Origin of the sequence: Aliiroseovarius marinus (assembly GCF_004360145.1) — a bacterium.
GTDB lineage: Bacteria > Pseudomonadota > Alphaproteobacteria > Rhodobacterales > Rhodobacteraceae > Aliiroseovarius > Aliiroseovarius marinus.
The window spans coordinates 192,238-211,072 of sequence record NZ_ML178714.1 but is presented as its reverse complement, the minus strand read 5'-3'; the positions used below and the strand labels follow the sequence as shown (position 1 = coordinate 211,072).

General features: G+C 61.7%; 14 protein-coding genes. 10 read left to right on the top strand and 4 right to left on the bottom strand.

Annotated features, from left to right (window positions below):
• Positions 1–28: 28 nt before the first annotated feature.
• From radA to EOL43_RS05735, 8 genes are all read left to right on the top strand, one after another.
• A complete protein-coding gene (radA, locus tag EOL43_RS05770; RefSeq protein ID WP_133486465.1) occupies positions 29–1,396 on the top strand; it encodes a DNA repair protein RadA in 1,368 nt (455 codons plus the stop codon).
• A gap of 51 nt (positions 1,397–1,447) precedes the next feature.
• Complete coding sequence (locus EOL43_RS05765) at positions 1,448–2,029, top strand: CvpA family protein (RefSeq protein ID WP_133486463.1); 582 nt, start codon at positions 1,448–1,450, stop codon at positions 2,027–2,029.
• 174 nt (positions 2,030–2,203) lie between these two features.
• Entirely contained in the window at positions 2,204–3,655 is a 1,452-nt protein-coding gene (gene purF, locus EOL43_RS05760; RefSeq protein WP_133486578.1) for an amidophosphoribosyltransferase, read from the top strand.
• Positions 3,656–3,696: 41 nt separating this feature from the next.
• Positions 3,697–4,257, top strand: a complete 561-nt coding sequence (locus tag EOL43_RS05755) for a DUF2199 domain-containing protein (protein ID WP_166636204.1) — start codon at positions 3,697–3,699, stop codon at positions 4,255–4,257.
• 48 nt (positions 4,258–4,305) lie between these two features.
• Positions 4,306–4,959: an SDR family NAD(P)-dependent oxidoreductase gene (locus tag EOL43_RS05750; RefSeq protein ID WP_133486459.1), complete on the top strand. Its 654-nt coding sequence runs from the start codon at positions 4,306–4,308 to the stop codon at positions 4,957–4,959.
• A gap of 131 nt (positions 4,960–5,090) precedes the next feature.
• Positions 5,091–5,888, top strand: coding sequence for a 5'/3'-nucleotidase SurE (gene surE, locus EOL43_RS05745; RefSeq protein ID WP_133486457.1), 798 nt, complete (start codon positions 5,091–5,093; stop codon positions 5,886–5,888).
• On the top strand, positions 5,885–6,553 hold the full coding sequence (locus EOL43_RS05740) for a protein-L-isoaspartate(D-aspartate) O-methyltransferase (RefSeq protein ID WP_133486455.1): 669 nt from the start codon (positions 5,885–5,887) through the stop codon (positions 6,551–6,553). The genes surE and EOL43_RS05740 overlap by 4 nt, the downstream gene beginning before the upstream one ends.
• 122 nt (positions 6,554–6,675) lie before the next feature.
• Positions 6,676–7,854 carry a LysM peptidoglycan-binding domain-containing M23 family metallopeptidase gene (locus tag EOL43_RS05735; protein WP_133486453.1) on the top strand — a complete coding sequence of 393 codons (1,179 nt, stop codon included), beginning with the start codon at positions 6,676–6,678 and terminating at the stop codon, positions 7,852–7,854.
• Between the two features lie 97 nt (positions 7,855–7,951).
• On the opposite strand, the gene EOL43_RS05730 is transcribed toward EOL43_RS05735, so the two are convergent.
• From EOL43_RS05730 to EOL43_RS05715, 4 genes are all read right to left on the bottom strand, one after another.
• The gene (locus EOL43_RS05730) at positions 7,952–9,910 is read right to left on the bottom strand and encodes a bifunctional 2',3'-cyclic-nucleotide 2'-phosphodiesterase/3'-nucleotidase (RefSeq protein ID WP_133486450.1); all 1,959 of its coding nucleotides are present in this window, start codon (positions 9,908–9,910) and stop codon (positions 7,952–7,954) included.
• A gap of 156 nt (positions 9,911–10,066) precedes the next feature.
• A complete protein-coding gene (gene der, locus EOL43_RS05725; RefSeq protein ID WP_133486448.1) occupies positions 10,067–11,527 on the bottom strand; it encodes a ribosome biogenesis GTPase Der in 1,461 nt (486 codons plus the stop codon).
• A 47-nt stretch (positions 11,528–11,574) separates the two neighbouring features.
• Positions 11,575–12,924: a PQQ-like beta-propeller repeat protein gene (locus EOL43_RS05720; RefSeq protein WP_240686472.1), complete on the bottom strand. Its 1,350-nt coding sequence runs from the start codon at positions 12,922–12,924 to the stop codon at positions 11,575–11,577.
• A 61-nt stretch (positions 12,925–12,985) separates the two neighbouring features.
• Positions 12,986–13,624, bottom strand: coding sequence for a tetratricopeptide repeat protein (locus EOL43_RS05715; RefSeq protein ID WP_133486446.1), 639 nt, complete (start codon positions 13,622–13,624; stop codon positions 12,986–12,988).
• Positions 13,625–13,825: 201 nt separating this feature from the next.
• Here EOL43_RS05715 and EOL43_RS05710 point away from each other — a divergent pair, with 201 nt between their 5' ends.
• Positions 13,826–15,052 (top strand): efflux RND transporter periplasmic adaptor subunit, encoded by a 1,227-nt coding sequence (locus tag EOL43_RS05710; protein ID WP_133486444.1) that lies wholly within the window; start codon positions 13,826–13,828, stop codon positions 15,050–15,052.
• A complete protein-coding gene (locus EOL43_RS05705; protein WP_133486442.1) occupies positions 15,049–18,807 on the top strand; it encodes an efflux RND transporter permease subunit in 3,759 nt (1,252 codons plus the stop codon). The genes EOL43_RS05710 and EOL43_RS05705 overlap by 4 nt, the downstream gene beginning before the upstream one ends.
• Positions 18,808–18,835 lie beyond the last annotated feature (28 nt).

The following is an 18,835-nucleotide window of genomic DNA, read 5'->3' as shown; positions in this document are numbered from 1 at the left end:
CGCGGCCCCAACCGGGCAGAAATTCCGCATGGCAAAAGCTCAGAAAATCTTCACCTGTTCGGCCTGCGGGGCCAGTTCTTCGAAATGGTCCGGGCGCTGCGAGGGCTGTGGGGAATGGAATACCATTCAGGAAGACACCCCGCTCAGCGCTGGCCCTGCCTCGAAATCCTTGGGTGGCAAGCGCGGCGCATCAATTGCCCTGACCGATCTGTCCACCGAAGAAGCCCCGCCGCCGCGCACTGAATGCGGCATGGGAGAGCTGGACCGCGTGTTGGGTGGCGGTCTGGTCCCCGGCTCGGCCATTCTTGTGGGCGGCGATCCCGGCATCGGGAAATCCACCCTGCTGTTGCAAGCCGCCGCACGCTTTGCACAGGCGGGCCTGCCCACGATCTATGTCTCGGGCGAGGAAGCCTCGGCCCAAGTACGCATGCGTGCGCAGCGCTTGGGGTTGACAGATGCGCCGGTGCGCTTGGCTGCCGAAACCAACCTGCGCGACATCATGACGACGCTGGACAATGAACGCCCGGCCCTTGCGATCATCGACTCGATTCAGACCATGTGGGCCGACAATGTGGACAGCGCGCCGGGGTCCGTCAGTCAGGTCCGCGCCGCCGCGCACGAGCTGACCACCTTCGCCAAAAAGCGCGGGATTTCAGTCGTATTGGTGGGACACGTCACCAAGGAAGGCCAGATCGCTGGCCCCCGCGTGGTCGAACACATGGTCGACACGGTGCTGTATTTTGAAGGCGAGCGCGGCCACCAGTTCCGCATCCTGCGCGCCGTGAAGAACCGTTTTGGCCCAGCGGACGAGATCGGCGTGTTCGAAATGACGGGCGCTGGCCTCTCCGAAGTTGTGAACCCATCTGCCCTTTTCCTGTCCGACCGCGAGGATCCTGCCCCCGGATCGGTGGTCTTCGCCGGCATCGAAGGCACACGCCCGGTTTTGGTCGAGCTTCAGGCCCTTGTCGCGCCCTCGCCCCATTCACAGCCCCGCCGATCGGTTTTGGGCTGGGACAGCGGGCGTTTGGCGATGATCCTCGCCGTGCTCGAAGCCCGCTGCGGCATCCCGTTTGCCGGGCTCGACGTCTATCTAAACGTCGCCGGTGGCATGAAAATCTCGGAGCCCGCAGCCGATCTGGCTGTGGCGGCGGCGCTACTTTCCGCGCGCGAGGACGCCTCGATCCCCAAAGACACTGTGGTTTTTGGCGAAATCAGTCTATCAGGAGCCCTAAGGCCTGTTGGTCAGACCGAAAACCGGTTGAAAGAAGCGCAAAAACTTGGTTTCACGTCTGCGATAGCGCCAACACGCAGCAAGACCGGCTCGGGCTCTGGGCTGAACATACAGAAGATGTCGGACCTGACCGGGTTCGTCGGAGACATATTCGGGGCCGGATAGGCCCAATAACAGGGACGGTATCGGGACAGTATCCGAACCGAAGTGACGATAATGGAAGGTTTCACGCTGATTGACGGGATCGTGGCAGCGGTCATTCTTATCTCGGCAATTCTGGCTTATTCGCGCGGGTTCGTCCGCGAAGGGATGTCGATCCTAGGTTGGGTTGCCGCCGCGGTTCTGGCCTATATCTTTGCTCCGCGCGCCCTGCCGCTGATCAAGGAAATCCCGGTTCTGAAAGACTTCATCGCCGACAGCTGCGAGCTGTCGATGATTGCGGCCTTCGCGGGCGTCTTTGCCTTGGCGCTGGTGGTCGTATCGATCTTCACACCCTTGTTTTCCTCAGCCGTACAACGCTCGGCCCTTGGCGGGCTGGATCAGGCGCTTGGCTTCATCTTCGGCGTGCTGCGTGGCCTTGTATTGGTGGCAATCGCGCTGGTGGTCTACGACCGTATTGTGACGACCGACACGATCCCGATGGTGGATGACAGCCGCACCGCCAAGATCTTTGCCCGCACGCAGGATCGTATCAACGAACAGATCCCCGAGGACGCGCCCGGCTGGATCGTTGGCAAATACGAAGAGCTGGTCGGCGCCTGCTCGGGCGGTTTGCCCACCACCGAGACCGGAAACTGATCCCATCACAACGCGCCCCCCGGCGCGTTGTTTCGTTTCAGGGGCTAGAATTAATCGCCCCGGCATTGTGATAGTTTGATGACACGGGCCAACCTCTCCAGTAAGAGAGGCCCAACGCCACGGAATCGGAGACCGCTGCTCATGTCCGACACCTCGCCCGCCTGCCCTTCCACCATGCCATTTGCGCATCCGTTTGATGACGACAAGCTGAAAGAGGAGTGCGGCGTATTCGGCGTCATCGGCCTGAAAGACGCGGCCAACTTCGTCGCGCTTGGCCTGCACGCGCTGCAACACCGCGGACAAGAAGCGGGCGGCATCGTTTGCCATGACCCGGTTGAAGGCTTCAACTCGGCCCGCCGCTTTGGCTATGTGCGCGACAACTTCACCAAGGCCAGCGTGATGGAGACCCTGCCGGGTCCGCTGTCCATCGGCCACGTCCGCTATTCCACCGCCGGATCGAAAGGCGCCGTCATCCGCGACGTGCAGCCCTTCTTTGGTGAGTTTTCGATGGGTGGCGCTGCGATTGCCCATAACGGCAACATCACCAATGCCGACGCCCTGCGCCGCGAGCTGATCGAGCGCGGCTCGATCTTCCAAAGCTCGTCGGACAGTGAATGCATCATTCACCTGATGGCCCGCTCGCTGCAACGCACCATCCCCGAGCGGATGGAAGACGCGCTGCGCCGTGTGGAAGGCGCGTTCTCGGTGGTGGCCATGACCCGCACCAAACTGATGGGTGTGCGCGACCCGCACGGGGTACGTCCGCTGGTTCTGGGCAAGCTGGGCGACGGCTGGGTTCTGTCCTCGGAAACCTGCGCGCTGGACATCATCGGTGCCGAGTTCATCCGCGAGATCGAACCGGGCGAGATGGTCGTCATCACCGACGAGGGCGTCGAAAGCAGCTTCCCGTTCCGCCCGCAGCCCTCGAAGTTCTGCATCTTCGAACACGTCTATTTCTCGCGCCCCGACAGCTCGTATGGCGGTCGCTCGGTCTATGAAACCCGCCGTCAGATCGGCGTGGAACTGGCCCGCGAAACCCCCGTCGAGGCCGATCTGGTCTGCCCGATCCCGGACAGCGGCGTGCCCTCGGCCATCGGCTATAGCCAGGAAAGCGGCATTCCCTATGCTCTGGGCATCATCCGCAACCAGTATATGGGCCGCACCTTCATCGAGCCGACCGAGCAGATCCGCAACATGGGTGTGCGCCTGAAGCTGAACGTGAACCGCGCCCTGATCCGCGGCAAACGTGTGGTTCTGGTGGATGACAGCGTGGTGCGTGGCACCACGACCCGCAAGATCAAAGAAATGCTGCTGGACGCAGGCGCCAAGGAAGTCCACTTCCGCATCGCCTCGCCCCCCACCGCATGGCCCTGCTTCTATGGCGTCGACACTCCCAACCGCGAGAAACTTCTGGCCGCCCAGATGACCGAGGACGAGATGTGCGAACACCTCAAGGTCGACAGCCTCAAATTCATCTCGCTCGACGGACTCTACCGCGCCGTTGGCGAAGCCGAAGGCCGCAACAAAGAGTGCCCGCAATATTGCGATGCATGTTTCTCGGGTGAATATCCGGTGACGCCTGCGGACCAGATCGAAAAAGGGTTCGAGCTGAAGGCGGCGGAATAGTGAAGTTTCTGGAACGCTTCTTTCAGAAAGGGTCTGAGGACTTGTCCAAGGACCCTCGCTGGAGGCGTTTCAATGACAACTCCTACAATTGCCCCTGCTGCGAACGCAGCTTTTCCGGCATTTTCGACATCGGCTTTGACCACCCTGACCCTTGGCCCCACGGGCATCGTGGTGCAAGCGGTCAAGACGAACTGATCGTTGGCGACGACCGTCTTGGCACGGATTTGTGCAGGTTCGACGGCCATCTGTTTGTCCGATCTGTCTTGTACCTGCCCGTCAAGGGAAGTGGCGAACGGTTCGGGTTCGGATGCTGGGGATCGCTAAGCGACGAAAACTTCGACACCTACGTAGAGGACTCTCTCGGGGAAGCCGTGTTCGAAGGGGCTTTTTCGTGGCTCGCCAATAGCCTACCCTGTTTCGAAAGCAAAGAGCCACTGCCTTGCAACATGACGCCCGGCGCGGAAGGGCAGCGGCCGTCGCTGTGGGTCCAGGAAGGCCACCCGCTATTCGAAGCCCAGCAAGACGGGATCAGCTTCGACACGCTTCTCGATATTTATGCGAAAACGGGTAATGACCTGCGCCCGCACCTATCAGACGCGTAACCGCTTCCCACACTCGACAATCCAACCAGACACCGTTAAGCCGCCCCTATGACCGACACACAGAAAATCGCCCTCGTAACCGGTGCATCGCGTGGCCTTGGCGCCGCCCTCGCGCTGGAGCTGTCCAAAACCCATCACGTTGTGGCCGTGGGCCGCACCACCGGTGCCTTGGAAGAGCTGGATGACAAGATCAAGGCGCAAGGTGGCTCTGCCACGCTGGCGCCGATGGATGTGACCAACAAGGACGCGATGGCGCATCTGTGCCGCTCGATCCATGATCGGTGGGGGCCGATTGATGTCTGGGCGCATACGGCGATTTACGGCCCTGCCCTGATGCCGACCCCTGATCTGGACGACAAAGGCTGGACGCAGGCGTGGAATACGAATGTCGAGGCGACACGCAACCTGATCTACATGGTCAACGCGCTGATGACGGATGACAGCACGGCGCTGTTCTTTGCCGACGACCATGCTGGCGAGAAGTTCTTTGCGGGCTACGGCGCCACCAAGGCAGCCCAAGTCGCGATGGTCCGCAGCTGGGCGGCAGAGAACGCCAATATCGGTCCGTGCGTAATCGTGGCCGAGCCCAAACCGCTTGCAACCTCGATGCGTGCGCGGTTCTTCCCGGGCGAAGATCGCAGCAAACTGGCTCCGGTCGAAGACGAGGCAAAGCGCATCCTGTCCGAGGCGGACCTCACCTAAAACTCTGGCCGGATCGCAACGGTTTTCACTTCGTCGCCTTAACACCAGCCGCCGTGCTTGCTGCACCGGCGTCGCTGCCCTATTGAATGGCAAAAGGCCACCACATCGGGGCTCGGCGGAAAGGGCACACCATGCGCATTCTCATCACCAATGACGACGGGATCAACGCGCCCGGCCTGAAAGTGGCCGAAGCCATCGCCCAGCAGGTCGCACAAGACTTGGCGGGCGAGAAGGCCGAGATCTGGACCGTCGCCCCCGCCTTCGAGCAATCCGGCGTTGGCCACTGCATTTCCTACACCAGCCCCTTCATGATCGCCGAGCTCGCCCCGCGCCGGTTTGCTGCCGAAGGCAGCCCCGCCGATTGTATTCTGGCCGCGCTTTATGACGTGATGCCCGAACGCCCCGATCTGGTGATCTCCGGCGTGAACCGGGGCAATAACTCGGCCGAAAACGCGCTTTATTCCGGCACGCTGGGCGCCGCGATGGAAGCCGCCCTGCAAGGCCTGCCCGCCATCGCCCTGTCGCAATATATGGGCCTCGGCACCAAGGATCTGGACAGCGTGTTCCAAGCCGCAGCCGCTTACGGCCCCGAGATCGTGCGTAAACTGGTCGAGGCCGGTCCGTGGGATAAGGGCGCGAACTATCCGATCTTCTACAACGTGAACTTCCCGCCGGTCGCCGCCGATCTGGTCAAGGGGATCCGCACCGCGCCGCAAGGCTGGCGCCACGACGCGTTTTTCGGGGCCGAGGCGCATCAAAGCCCCTCTGGCCGCAAGTTCCTGTGGATCAAGGGCGGGCCGCAAGCCACCCCGTCAGAGCCGGGCATGGACCTGACCGTGAATCTGGAAGGCTACGTCTCGGTCACCCCGATGCGGGCAGATCTGACCGCGCATGACCATCTGGCCACGCTGGAAGGGCTGTTTGAATGAGCCAAGCCGACGGACAAGCCCCCGCTGCCTGGGATGCAGAACAGAAGATGCAATTTCTGTTCGCGCTGCGCTCAAAAGGTGTGACGAACCCGCGCGTGCTGTCGGCCATGGAAGAAATCGATCGTGGCCCCTTTGTGCGCGGCGTGTTTGCCAAGCGTGCCTATGAAGACATGCCGCTGCCGATTGCCTGCGGTCAGACGATCTCGCAGCCCTCGGTCGTGGGGCTGATGACGCAGGCGGCAGACATTTCGCCCCGTGACAAGGTGCTCGAACTGGGCACCGGGTCCGGCTATCAAGCCGCGATCCTGTCGAAGCTCGCCCGCCGCGTCTACACCATCGACCGCCACCGCCGCCTTGTGGCCGAAGCACGCGAGCTTTTTGAGGCGATGGACCTGCACAACATCACCGCCATCACGGGCGACGGATCGCGTGGCCTGCCCGATCAGGCCCCGTTCGACCGCATCATCGTCACGGCGGCTGCAGAAGACCCGCCCAGTCCGCTCTTGGCGCAGCTGGCGGTTGGCGGTATCATGATCATACCGGTCGGACAGTCTGACGCCGTACAAAGCCTGATCAAGGTCACCAGAACCGAGACGGGATTTGACTATGAAGAGCTGCTGCCGGTGCGGTTCGTACCCCTTTTGGAAGGGCTGGGGCGCGAGTGACGATTTTTCCCGCGACGGCGGGGTCCGGTTGGGGTATCCCAGCCACATCATGACAAGGCCCACAAAAAGGGTCACATGCAGAGCCTGACAAACAGGCCCATGAATTGAGGAAGAGACGAGCAATGCCACTCCACAGCACATTTGCGTGCCTGCCCCCGCATGTCGAGACGCGTCGCGGGGCGAAAACGCGCGCGACACTTCTTTTGGGATCGCTTCTGGCGCTTTCCGCCTGCGGGAATTTCGACATGGATTTCCGCGGTCTGGCTGGGGGCGAGCTGTCCACCGCCCACGCCGCGCAATCTGTCGGCACCGCCCAACGCCCCAAACCCGATAACCGAGGCGTGATTTCCTATCCGGGCTATCAGGTGGCCTTGGCCAACCGCGGGGACACGGTCGCCGATGTTGCAAGCCGTATCGGCATGAGCCCCGCCGAGCTGGGCCGCTATAACGGTCTGGCACTGGACGCGCCCCTGCGCGAAGGCGAGCTTCTGGCCCTGCCCCGCCGGGTAGCGGAACCTGCCAGCGGTGTGATCAAGCCCGAGGGCGAGATTAACATCACCACGCTGGCTGGCGATGCTATTGATCGGGCCGGCAACACGCCGGCGAAGACGACCGCACCCAAAGTCTCAGGACAACAGCCCGTCCGCCACCGCGTTGAACGCGGCGAGACAGCCTATTCAATCGCACGCAACTATGGCGTGTCGGTAAGGTCCTTGGCCGATTGGAACGGGCTGGGTTCCAGCCTAACGGTGCGCGAAGGACAGCACCTGCTGATCCCCGTGAAAGTCGCCGCCCCGGTGAAAGAGACCCGAATCTCGCAGCCCGGTCAGGGATCGGCCACGCCGACCCCGCCGTCGGCGGCCGAGGCTCTGCCGAAGAACGAGGTGAAACAACCTGCGCCCAAGACCCCTGAGGCCCCGAAACTGTCTGACACCCGCACCAAGGCCAGCGCAGCCCAGATGTCCCTGCCCGTCGCGGGCAAGGTGACCAGCGCGTTTGATGCCGAAAAAGCGGGATACATCCTGATCTCGGCCAAGCCAGGCGATCCGGTGAAAGCCGCGGCCAGCGGCACGGTGCGGCTGGTATCCAAGGACGTCGAAGGGGAAGAGATCGTGGTGATCGACCACGGCAATGGCACCCAGACGGCCTATAGCTTCATTTCCGGCATCACGGTGAAGAAGGGGCAGAAGGTCAAGCGCGGTCAGCAAATCGCCGTGGCGACCAAGAACCGGTATAACGCGATCCAGTTCCTTGTCTTCAAGGGCACCGAACCCGTGGACCCGATGCCTTATCTGAACTGAAGCAGGGGCTTTGCCCCTCGCCCCGTCCGGGGCTCACCCCAGGATATTTAGAGCAAGAAAATAAGGGCCGCCGGTATCGGGCGGCCCTTTTTGGTGGCTAGAGCGTAATGCGGAAGAGTGCAAACCCCGTATCGCTGGTGCCTGCCTCTTCAATTGTGACGCCTTCCACATTGCCCGCGTGCGGTGCTGCGGCGGGTCCGGTTTCAAACAGGACCGTTGTGTCCTCCATCGGGGCAAAACGCCAGTTGGCGTCGGCTTTAGGGCTGACGGTGCCCTGTTCAACGATATAGCGCACGATCACGTCACGGTTGGTATCTGGCCCTTCAAATACCGTCGTCGAGCCATCCGCCCCGGGGAAGCTGCCGCCGCCTCCGGCGCGATAGTTGTTGGTCGCAACTATGAACTCCTGCGCGTCATCAATCGGTTGCCCGTTGAAGCTGAGATTCGCGATGCGATGGGCATCGGGGGCTACAACTTCGCCCTTCTTGTTGTAGCGCGAGGGTTGGCTCAGATCGATTTCATAGGTCACGCCGTCGATCACGTCGAAATTGTAAGACGGGAAGTCAGGGTTCAAAAGCACAGCATCTTCGCTGCCCGCGTCGATCTGGTTGAACATGCCCGCGGACCGTTCCAGCCATTCGCGCACCGTTGCACCGTTGATGCGGACCGCCCGGACCGTGTTGGGATAGAGGTACAGGTCCGCGACATTCTTGATCGCCACATCCCCCACAGCCACATCGGTGTAATAGTCCGGACCACCCCGGCCACCCGCCTTGAAGGGCGCAGCGGCGGACAGGATCGGCAGACCTTCGTGTTCTGTCCCCTGCATCATCTGTTGGATGTACCAGGTTTGGGCGTTGGATACGATCTGGACGGACGGATCATCCGCCACCAGCGCGAAATAGCTGTGCAGCGGGGCGTCTGTCTTACCCACCGCGCGGCGCACATAGGCCAGCGTCTCGTCGTGATCAGTTTGGACCGAGGCCAGAACCGCCGATACGCTATCGACCAGAGCCGTGATCGAGCGATCTTCGTTCCGTTTATAGATCGGGCGCGCCTCGGACGTGTGGGACACCACGCGCCATGCGCCGCCATCGTGTTCGATCAAGAGGTCGATCAGACCCATATGCGAGCCCCAAAACCCGCCCATCACGGCGGGGGTGCTCATGATCGTGCCGCGGTCCACATCCACACCGGGGAAATCGGCATAAGTCGAGGACGGGAAGACAAGGTGCGAATGCCCGGTCAGGATCGCGTCGATGCCATCAATGGCCGCCAGCGGGATCGAGGCGTTCTCCATCCCATCCGAATGATCCGCCGCACCGATGCCCGAATGCGACAGCGCGATGATCAGATCTGCGCCTTCCTCGCGCATTTGCGGGATATAAGCCTTGGCGGCCTCGACGATGTCGCGCGCCTGCACATTGCCTTCCAGATGGCGGCGGTCCCAGTTCATGACTTGTGGCGGCACAAAGCCGATGAACCCGATCTTGATGGGTTGCGTGGTGCCTGCGCCATTGGTGATGGTACGTTCGACGATCACATAGGGTGGCAACAGCGTGTCGTCTTCGCGCGGGGTCGCGCCCAGCTGTTTCGCGACGTTCGCACAAACCACAGGAAAGTTCGATCCGGCCAAAGATTTCATCAGGAAATCCAAACCATAGTTGAACTCGTGATTGCCCAGCGTCGAGGCATCATAGCCAAGCGTGTTCATGGCATTGATGATCGGGTGGGTATCACCTTCCTTCATGCCACGTTCATAGGCGATATAGTCGCCCATCGGGTTGCCCTGTAAAAAGTCGCCATTGTCCAGAAGCAGCGAATTGGTTGCCTCGGCCCGGACATCATTGATCAGGGATGCTGTGCGCGCCAGACCGACGCGATCGGTCTCGCGATCCGAGTAGTAGTCATAAGGGAAGACATGCACGTGCAGGTCGGTTGTCTCCATAATGCGCAGATGCGCCTGATTGGAAGATGCTTGTACAGAGTATGGATGAAGCGCGATGAAGCCGGCGGTGCTGGCCAGAAAACCGCGGCGTGTCAGAGTAATAGGCATGGGAACCTCGGTCCTGTTGTATGATTTTTTGAATGCTAGGGTCTCAGCATGACAGAGAAATGACGCGAACCGAGAGTCATTTTCCCCGGAAAAGCGAAACTCCGCCCGTTTGGTCGCGGGCGGAGTTCGTAGTTTTCAGCAGGATCAGCGCAGGATCTATTCGTCCGCACGGCCTTTCCCAAGGTGCTTCCGCAACCGCGAGGGCGTTGATTTCTTGCGGTTTTTATAGGGGTTCTTGTCCCCCTGCCCACGCATCGTCAGGCGAATGGGCGTGCCCGGCATGTCGAAATCTTCACGCAGACCATTGATCAGGTAGCGTGAATAGCTGTCGGGCAGCTTGTCGGGATGCGAACACATCACAATGAACCCCGGCGGGCGCGTCTTGGCCTGAGTCATATAGCGCAGCTTGATGCGGCGACCACCCGGTGCGGGGGGCGGGTGCGCCGAAACCATCTCGGCCAGCCAGCCGTTCAGATGTGCGGTTTTCACGCGGCGGTTCCACACGTCATAGGCGCGCATGACGGCCTCGTGCAGGCGGTCCATTCCCCGGCCTGTCTTGGCCGAGATTGTCACGAGAGGCGCCCCGCGCAGCTGTGGCAGCAGGCGATTGAAGGCTTCCAGCAAGCCTTTCAACTTGGCTTGCTTCTCGGGCTCGACGTCCCATTTGTTCACGGCGATGACCACGGCACGGCCTTCGCGTTCCGCTAGATCCGCGATACGCAGGTCTTGCTGTTCGAACGGAATGGCGGCGTCCAGCAGGACCACAACCACCTCGGCGAATTTCACCGCGCGCAAACCGTCAGATACGGACAGCTTTTCGAGCTTCTCTTGTACTTTCGCACGTTTACGCATCCCAGCAGTGTCGAAAATCCGGGTCGGCGTTCCGTTCCAGTCGAACTTCAGCGAAATCGAGTCGCGGGTGATCCCCGCTTCGGGTCCGGTCAGCAGACGCTCTTCGCCGATCAGCTTGTTGATCAACGTCGACTTGCCCGCATTCGGGCGACCAATGACGGCGACCTGAAGCGGCTTGTCACGGGTCGGCAGAACCGGGGCGTCTTCGTCGCTGTCCGCATCGATCTCGACCTCGGTCTCGGGGGCGGATTCAGCCGCGCGGGCTTCGAATTCCTTGGCGATAGGTTCCAGCGCCATCAAAAGCTCGCCCATGCCTTCGCCATGTTCGGCAGACATGCGCACGGGCTCGCCAAGGCCAAGCGAATAGGCCTCGATCACGCCAGCGTCGGCGGCTTTGCCCTCGGCCTTGTTGGCAGCCAGAATGACGTGGGCATTCTTGCGGCGCAGGATGTCGGCAAACACTTCGTCTGCAGGCAGGATCCCTGCGCGACCGTCCACAAGGAACAAGCAAGCGTCAGCCATTTCCACCGCGCGTTCGGTCAGGCGGCGCATCCGGCCCTGAAGGCTTTCATCCGTCGCTTCTTCCAGACCCGCCGTGTCGATCACGGTAAACCGCAGGTTCCCCAACCGGGCCTCGCCTTCGCGCAGGTCACGGGTTACGCCCGGCTGGTCATCCACCAGCGCAAGACGCTTGCCAACCAGTCGGTTGAACAGGGTCGATTTGCCCACATTCGGGCGCCCCACAATGGCGAGGGTGAAGCTCATTTTGATCTCCGGGTCACATCAAGCGCCCCGCATACACGGTTTTTAAGTCAGCGCAAAGCCAGAAGTTTGCCGTCGCGCGCGACCACGTAGGCAACACCGTTCACGACGACCGGGCGCGTAGCCGCGCCGCCGGGAAGTGCGGTCTGCGTGATCAGGCTGCCATCCACCGGATTATAGCCACGCATGAACCCGTCCGAAGACGCAACCCACAGCTTTCCACCGGCCAGAACCGGGCCAAGATTGGCGTGGATACGCTTGATCTTGCGCGCTTGGCGCTTGGTGAAATACGGCAGGCGCGTACCCCAGATGCGTTCACCAGTGGTCGCGTCCAGACGCACGATTTCGCTTTCGTCCGAGACCATGAAGACCGAACCACCCGTGACCCAGACAGGGCTGGTGGCGCCTTCTTTCGCGGTCCACAGGCGTTCACCCGACAGGTTCAGGGCAACGGTGCGCCCAGCCGAGCTACCGGTGTAGATTACGCCGTTCTTCACGACGGGTTCACCCGTGATATCAGTGACTTGAGTATAGGCGCGGCCCACGCGTTCGCCCGCGATCAGGCTGGACCACGTACGTGTCCCACCCTTTTTCAGAGCAGCAACGATTTCACCCGACCCAAACGGCAGCAGCACCACGCGCTCGGTCACCGCTGGCGACGAGACGCCCACAACGCCGTCCGAGCTTGGCGTGCCGGTCAGGCGCCATTTCACCTTGCCGGTGGCGGCGTCCATCGCCCATGCGGTGTTGTCGCGGCTGACCACATATACCAGACCACCCACGGCTGCGGGTGCACCCGATCCGGGCGCGTCCATGCGTTGTTGCCATTTCACGTTGCCGGTCGCGGCGTCCAGTGCCGACACGATGCCAAAGCCCGAGGACACGAACAGCGTGCCGTTCGCATAAGCCAGACCGCCGCCCGAGGCATCATCCGAACGATCCGAGCCCGGTGTCAGGTCCCGCGCCCAAAGGCTTGCCCCCGCAGTCGAGGTCGCGACCACCTGAGCGCGGCTGTCCAGCGTGAAGATCCGGCCATCCGCCACGACGGGTTCGGCCGTGATGCGGTGTTTTCGGTCATTGCCCTGCCCGATCGGCGCGCTCCAGATCAGCTGCGGATTGGCCGACAATGATGCGTGCTGCACCTGATGCGAAGGCGAACCGCCCAGATGGGTCCAGCTGGTGTGGTTCACTGTGGCGGGCAAAGTGATGGGGCGCGGGCCGTCCTCTTGTTCGGTTTCGGCGCGGGCAGCAATGGCCGCGTCCGCGGCATCGGCCCCGAGAGTCTGAGGGTTCGGGCTGCGAAGATCCTCGCGCTCGCCCGGCAGGATGTATTCCGGCGTGGAACAGGCTGCCAGAATGCTCATCGAGGTAAGAAGCGCGGCGCTGAATTTGAATTTCACGTTAACCCCCCAAAAAGGACTCTTATAAATTTCATCAAAGGCTTGTGGCAAAACCTGACGATCAGGATGCCTCTGGCGTGCCCCCTAGCGCCACAATCAACTGAGTTGCCCGACGACGCAAGGCTGTCGTGGCCTCATCGTCCAGCAGAAGCGCCTGCAATCGGCTAATCGCCGCCGCTTCGTCCCCTGCGCGCAGCTCGGCCAGGGCCAAGGCCTCTTCGCCCAGCACACGGTAAGGCGCACCGGCCACAACGACCGGCGCCAGCAGGCTGCGTACCTCGTCCAGCGATCCGGCATCATCCTGCATCTGCGCCAGGCGCAGCATTGCCAGATGGCGGAAATGATCGGGCAGCGACGCATCAGCCGCAATCTGCCCCAGCGCATCGGCGGAAACATCGCCACTGTCGCCCGCCAGCAGCAGGTTCAGAATGGCGGTTTGTGTGCCCTCGCCCGCGATCCCCTGAAGGGCTGCGATTCTGGCTTGCGGATCTTCGATGCCTTCCGCTTCCAAAATGGCGTCTCCAAACGCCTCGGCTGCGGTCTGTGCGCTGGCTTTGCGCCATTCGTTATAGGCCGCACCGCCCACCACGGCGACCACGGCCACAACCGCGATCCAGCCATAGCGGCGCATCATGCCATACAGCTTATCCCGGCGAACCTCTTCGCTCACTTCATCAATGAAACTGTCTGTGTCGCTCACGGGTTTGCCTCCGATTTCAGTCGCTTTCTTTTGCCCCAACGAAGCCCCGATGCCAAGAGGCATCAACCCGACAGAGCGATAAAGCAGTTTCGGCGATCTTTCCGATCACAAACCGTGATCAAGTTCACCTAGGGGCAAGCTTGTTACCGCGAACAGGAATACCTATGTTCAACCGCAAAACATTACCCATCAGGAGGGGTCATGCGCCTATTCCCTATTTTGACCGCATTACTGGTCGTTGCGGGCTTGTTCATGCTTGTGTTCCAGCGCGATACCTTAGACGAAGCTGCCGGTGTGACCGAGGCTGCCGAGATTACGGCAGAAGCCAAGAACAGCAACGATGATCAAACCGGCCTTTCGGTTGTCGTTCTGAAGTCTATCGCACGCGAGATTGAAACTCCTATCGTCATCCGTGGTCGGACTGAAGCGACGCGCCGGGTTGAGCTGCGCGCCGAAACCTCGGGTCAGGTCATTTCCGATAAGCTTGCCAAGGGGACGACCGTTGCCAAGGGCGACGTGATGTGCCGCCTTGATCCCGGCACGCGGGATGCCAGCCTTGCCGAAGCCAAGGCCCGTCTGGCCGAAGCCAAGGCCCGCGCCCCCGAGGCCGAGGCCCGCGTGATCGAGGCGCAAGCCCGGTTGGACGAGGCCACCATCAATCTGACAGCAGCCGAGAAACTGTCAGAAGGTGGCTTTGCATCTGACACCCGCGTCGCCAATGCCCGTGCTGGCGTGGAAGCTGCACGGGCTGGCGTCATTTCGGCCCAATCGGGCGCCGCCACATCTGATGCCGCGATCCAGTCGGCCAGCGCCGCTGTTGCCGCCGCCGAGCGCGAGATCGAGCGCCTTGAAATCCGCGCGCCCTTTGCAGGCGAGTTGGAAACCGACACCGCCGACATCGGCACCCTGCTGCAGCCCGGCGCAGATTGCGCCACCTTGGTGCAATACAATCCCGTGCGCGTCGTGGGCTTCGTGTCCGAGCTTCTGGTTGACCAACTCTCGACCGGATTGACGGCGACTGTCCGTCTGGCCTCGGGCCGGATGCTGCAAGGCACGGTTAGCTTTGTGGCCGACACCGCAGATCCCGTTACCCGCACCTTCCGCGTAGATGTCGAAGTGATCCCCGCCGAGGGCGAGGCGCCCGTGCGCGCCGGACAGACTGCCGAGATCGTGGCGACCGGCCAAGGCACCGAGGCGCATCTGTTACCGCAAAGCGCCCTGACGCTGAACGACGACGGCAATCTGGGCGTGCGCGTTGCACTGGACGGCGATATCGCGGGCTTCATGCCCATCACCGTTGTGCGCGACAGCCTGAAAGGTGTTTGGGTCGCTGGCCTAGGGGACGCCGCTGACGTGATCATCATCGGCCACCATTATGTCACTGACGGATCTGCCCTTGCGATCACCTATCAGGAGACCGGGTTATGACCGCGATCATCGACTGGGCCTCTGAACGGGCCCGTATGGTCATAGCCTTCGTGATCCTGTCGGTTCTGGCAGGCACGATTGCCTATGTCAGCCTGCCGAAAGAAGGCGAGCCGGATATCGAAATTCCGGCTTTGTTCGTTTCGGTCCCCTTCCCCGGCATTTCCGCCGCAGATGCCGAACAGCTTCTGGTCCGCCCGATGGAGACCGAGCTGGCCGATATTGATGGCTTGAAAACCATGTCCGCCACCGCGGCCGAGGGCTATGCCGGTGTGGCGCTGGAGTTCGAGTTCGGCTGGGACAAGACCAAGGTCATGGCGGACGTGCGCGACGCGATGAACAACGCCGAAGCGGATTTCCCAATGGGGGCCGATAGCTATTCGGTGAACGAGATCAACTTCTCGGAATTTCCGATCATCATCGTGAACCTGACCGGCAATGTGCCTGAACGCACGCTGGTCCAAATCGCACGCGATCTGCAAGACCGGCTCGAGGCGCTGGACAGCGTGCTGGAAGCCTCGCTAGCTGGCTATCGCGACGAGATGATCGAGGTCGAAATCGACCCCTTGAAGCTGGAAGCCTATAACGTCACCGCGGGCGAGCTGATCTCGGTTGTGCAAAACAACAACCAGCTGATCGCAGCGGGGGATATCAAGACGCCCACGGGCTCGACCGCCGTCAAGATCCCGTCCTCGTTTGACGAGCTGCAGGACATCTATGACCTGCCCATCAAAGTGAACGACGACAGCGTCGTCACGCTGGGCGATCTGGCGACGATCCGCCTGACTTTTGAGGACCGCGAAGGAACGGCGCGCTTCAACGGCGACACCACCGTGGCGCTGCAAGTGGTCAAACGCAAAGGCTTCAACTTGATCGGCACCGCCGCCGAGGTACGCCGCGTCGTGGATGAAACCCGCGAAGAATGGCCGCCCGAGCTGCAAAAAGCCGTCTGGGTCGGTACCTCGAACGACCAATCCATCATCGTGGACAGCATGGTGCGCCAGCTGGAAGGCTCGGTCGTGACCGCGATTGCGCTGGTGATGATCGTGGTTCTGGGCGCCTTGGGCACCCGCCCGGCCCTGCTGGTGGGGTTCGCAATCCCAACCTCGTTCCTTTTGACCTTCGCCCTGTTCGGCGCGCTTGGCGTCACAATCTCGAACATCGTGATGTTCGGGTTGATCTTGGCCGTGGGGATGCTGGTCGACGGGGCCATCGTGGTGGTTGAGTACGCGGACAAGAAGATCAAGCTGGGAGTCGGCCCCATGCAGGCCTACACGATGGCCGCCAAGCGGATGTTCTGGCCCATCGTCAGCTCGACTGCGACCACGCTATGTGCCTTCCTGCCGATGCTGTTCTGGCCCGGCATTCCGGGTCAGTTCATGGGCTGGCTGCCCAAGACGCTGATCTACGTGCTTTCTGCCTCGCTTCTGGTGGCGCTGGTCTATCTGCCGGTGGTCGGCGGGGTTTCGGGCCGGATCAGCCGCCTGTTTGGCACACTATCGAAAGCCCTGTCATTCGCGCCGATCTGGGTGCGGGTGCCGCTGGCACTGATCTTCGCCTATGTGCTGTTCCTGTCGGCCCTGCAGCTTTTGAACCCCGGTTATATCTTCGGCGGCACTAGCCCGATCGAGGGCGCGATGGCCATTCTGCCGGGCGCACTGATGTTCCTGATCGGGGCGTCGGGGACGTCCATCGCGATGGGCTCCATCGACTGGCACATGCCGTGGCACCGTGAAGATGATCACATCCACGGCGGCTATCAGCGCACCGCGTTTGGCCGTGTGATCCACTTCATCGCGGGCAATCCGATCATGCCGATTGTCTCGATCGCGTTGGTCGTCACCTTCGTGGTCGGCACTTTCATCACCTTCAGCCGCAACAGCCTTGGGGTCGAGTTTTTCACCGACAGCGAGCCCGAACAGGCCATCGTGTACGTGCGCGGACGCGGCAACCTGAGTGTGGCCGAAAAAGACGCTATGGTCCGTCAGGCCGAGGAAATCGCGCTGAACACCAAGGGCATCGAAAGCGTCTTTGCCTTTGCAGGCGCAGGCGGTCTGAACCAGAACACCGGTGGCGCCTCGGGGCCGCGCGACACGGTGGGGCAGTTGCAGATCGAACTTGTCGCCTGGGCCGACCGCCCCTCGATCGAGAAAGACGCGCCTTTGTTCGGCATCATCCCGTTCAAAACGCACGAGATTGACCCGGAATATGATGGCGATGCCGTGATGCTGCGGCTGGAAGAAGCGCTGAAAACCATCCCTGGCATTCGGATCGAAGTTCTGAACCTGAACCGCGGTCCGGCATCGGCCAAGCCCGTGCATCTGCGCTTGAAGGGCGACAATTGGGAGGTCCTGCAAGCCGCGACTGAAGTTGCAGTCGCAAAGTTCGAAAGCACCCCCGGCCTGAACGCCATCGAAGACACTCTGCCCCTGCCCGGAATCGACTGGCAGCTTCAAGTTGACGTGGCCGAGGCTGGGCGCTTTGGCACCAACGTCGCCACCGTGGGCGGCATGGTGCAGCTGATCACCAACGGGATCCTCTTGGATACAATGCGGGTCGACAGCTCGGACGAGGAAATCGAGATCCGCGTCCGCCTGCCAGAAGAAGACCGCGTGCTGTCCACACTGGACACCCTACGTCTGCGCACACCGGGCGGGTTGGTGCCGTTGTCAAACTTCGTCACCCGCACGCCGGTGCCAAGCTTCGCCCAAATCGACCGTGTCGATCAAAGCCGCTACTACGACATCAAAGCCGCTGTGGTCGGCGATCTCGTGCGCCTGACCGATGACAGTGGATTCGATCAGATCGTCCCGTTGGAAGACGCCGACGCGCTGATGGCCGAAAATGCGGACCTAACCCGCACCCCCGTCACGCCTGCCGAGCGTATTGCCACGCTGACCGACTGGATCGACACGACCGGCCTGCCAGATGGTATCAGCTATGAATGGACCGGCGATCAGGAAGACGAGGCAGAAAGCCAAGCCTTCTTGGGGCAGGCTTTCATCGGCGCGCTTGGGTTGATGTTCATCATCCTTCTGGCGCAGTTCAACAGCATCTATAACTCGGTTCTGGTGCTTTTGGCGGTGGTCCTGTCCACCACGGGCGTGCTGATCGGGATGATGGTGATGCAACAGCCGTTCTCGATTATCATGACCGGGACCGGGATCGTTGCGCTGGCGGGGATCGTGGTGAACAACAACATCGTGTTGATCGACACCTATCAGGACTATGCCAGCCATATGCCCCGGATAGAGGCGATCACCCGCACGGCCGAAGCGCGCATCCGTCCCGTTCTGCTAACCACCATCACCACGATGGCCGGTCTGGCACCGATGATGTTCGGCCTGTCGTTGGACTTCTTTGGCGGCGGCTATTCGATCGACAGCCCGACCGCGCTGTGGTGGAAGCAGCTGGCGACCGCCGTGGTCTTCGGTCTGGGCATCGCGACTGTTCTGACGCTGGTCTTCACGCCGTCCATGCTGGCCCTGCGGGTCTGGGTATCCGCGGGCGCCTATCGGTCGTTCACGGTTCTGGAAAGTCTTGCACACAGCTCGGGCCAGATTGCCCGTGACAGGGTGTTGGAAAAGGCCGCCAAGAAACAGGAACTGCACGAACTGCAATGGGTCGAGGACGATCCGGCCCCTGCCGAGGACACCCCCGAGCCAGTGGTCACCGAGACCCCACCCCCGGCCACAGCCGAGGCGCTGCAACCCGAACCGGACCCCAAACCGGGCAGCGGCAAGGCCGCTGCAGAATAAAGAAAAGGCGCGGAGAGATCCGCGCCTT

Coding starts and splice junctions, on each gene's coding strand:
- EOL43_RS05765 (WP_133486463.1), top strand. CDS start 1,448: ATGGAAGGTTTCACGCTGATTGACGGGATCGTGGCAGCGGTCATTCTT.
- EOL43_RS05735 (WP_133486453.1), top strand. CDS start 6,676: ATGCCACTCCACAGCACATTTGCGTGCCTGCCCCCGCATGTCGAGACG.
- EOL43_RS05710 (WP_133486444.1), top strand. CDS start 13,826: ATGCGCCTATTCCCTATTTTGACCGCATTACTGGTCGTTGCGGGCTTG.
- surE (WP_133486457.1), top strand. CDS start 5,091: ATGCGCATTCTCATCACCAATGACGACGGGATCAACGCGCCCGGCCTG.
- EOL43_RS05740 (WP_133486455.1), top strand. CDS start 5,885: ATGAGCCAAGCCGACGGACAAGCCCCCGCTGCCTGGGATGCAGAACAG.
- EOL43_RS05730 (WP_133486450.1), bottom strand. CDS start 9,910: ATGCCTATTACTCTGACACGCCGCGGTTTTCTGGCCAGCACCGCCGGC.
- EOL43_RS05705 (WP_133486442.1), top strand. CDS start 15,049: ATGACCGCGATCATCGACTGGGCCTCTGAACGGGCCCGTATGGTCATA.
- der (WP_133486448.1), bottom strand. CDS start 11,527: ATGAGCTTCACCCTCGCCATTGTGGGGCGCCCGAATGTGGGCAAATCG.
- radA (WP_133486465.1), top strand. CDS start 29: ATGGCAAAAGCTCAGAAAATCTTCACCTGTTCGGCCTGCGGGGCCAGT.
- purF (WP_133486578.1), top strand. CDS start 2,204: ATGCCATTTGCGCATCCGTTTGATGACGACAAGCTGAAAGAGGAGTGC.
- EOL43_RS05750 (WP_133486459.1), top strand. CDS start 4,306: ATGACCGACACACAGAAAATCGCCCTCGTAACCGGTGCATCGCGTGGC.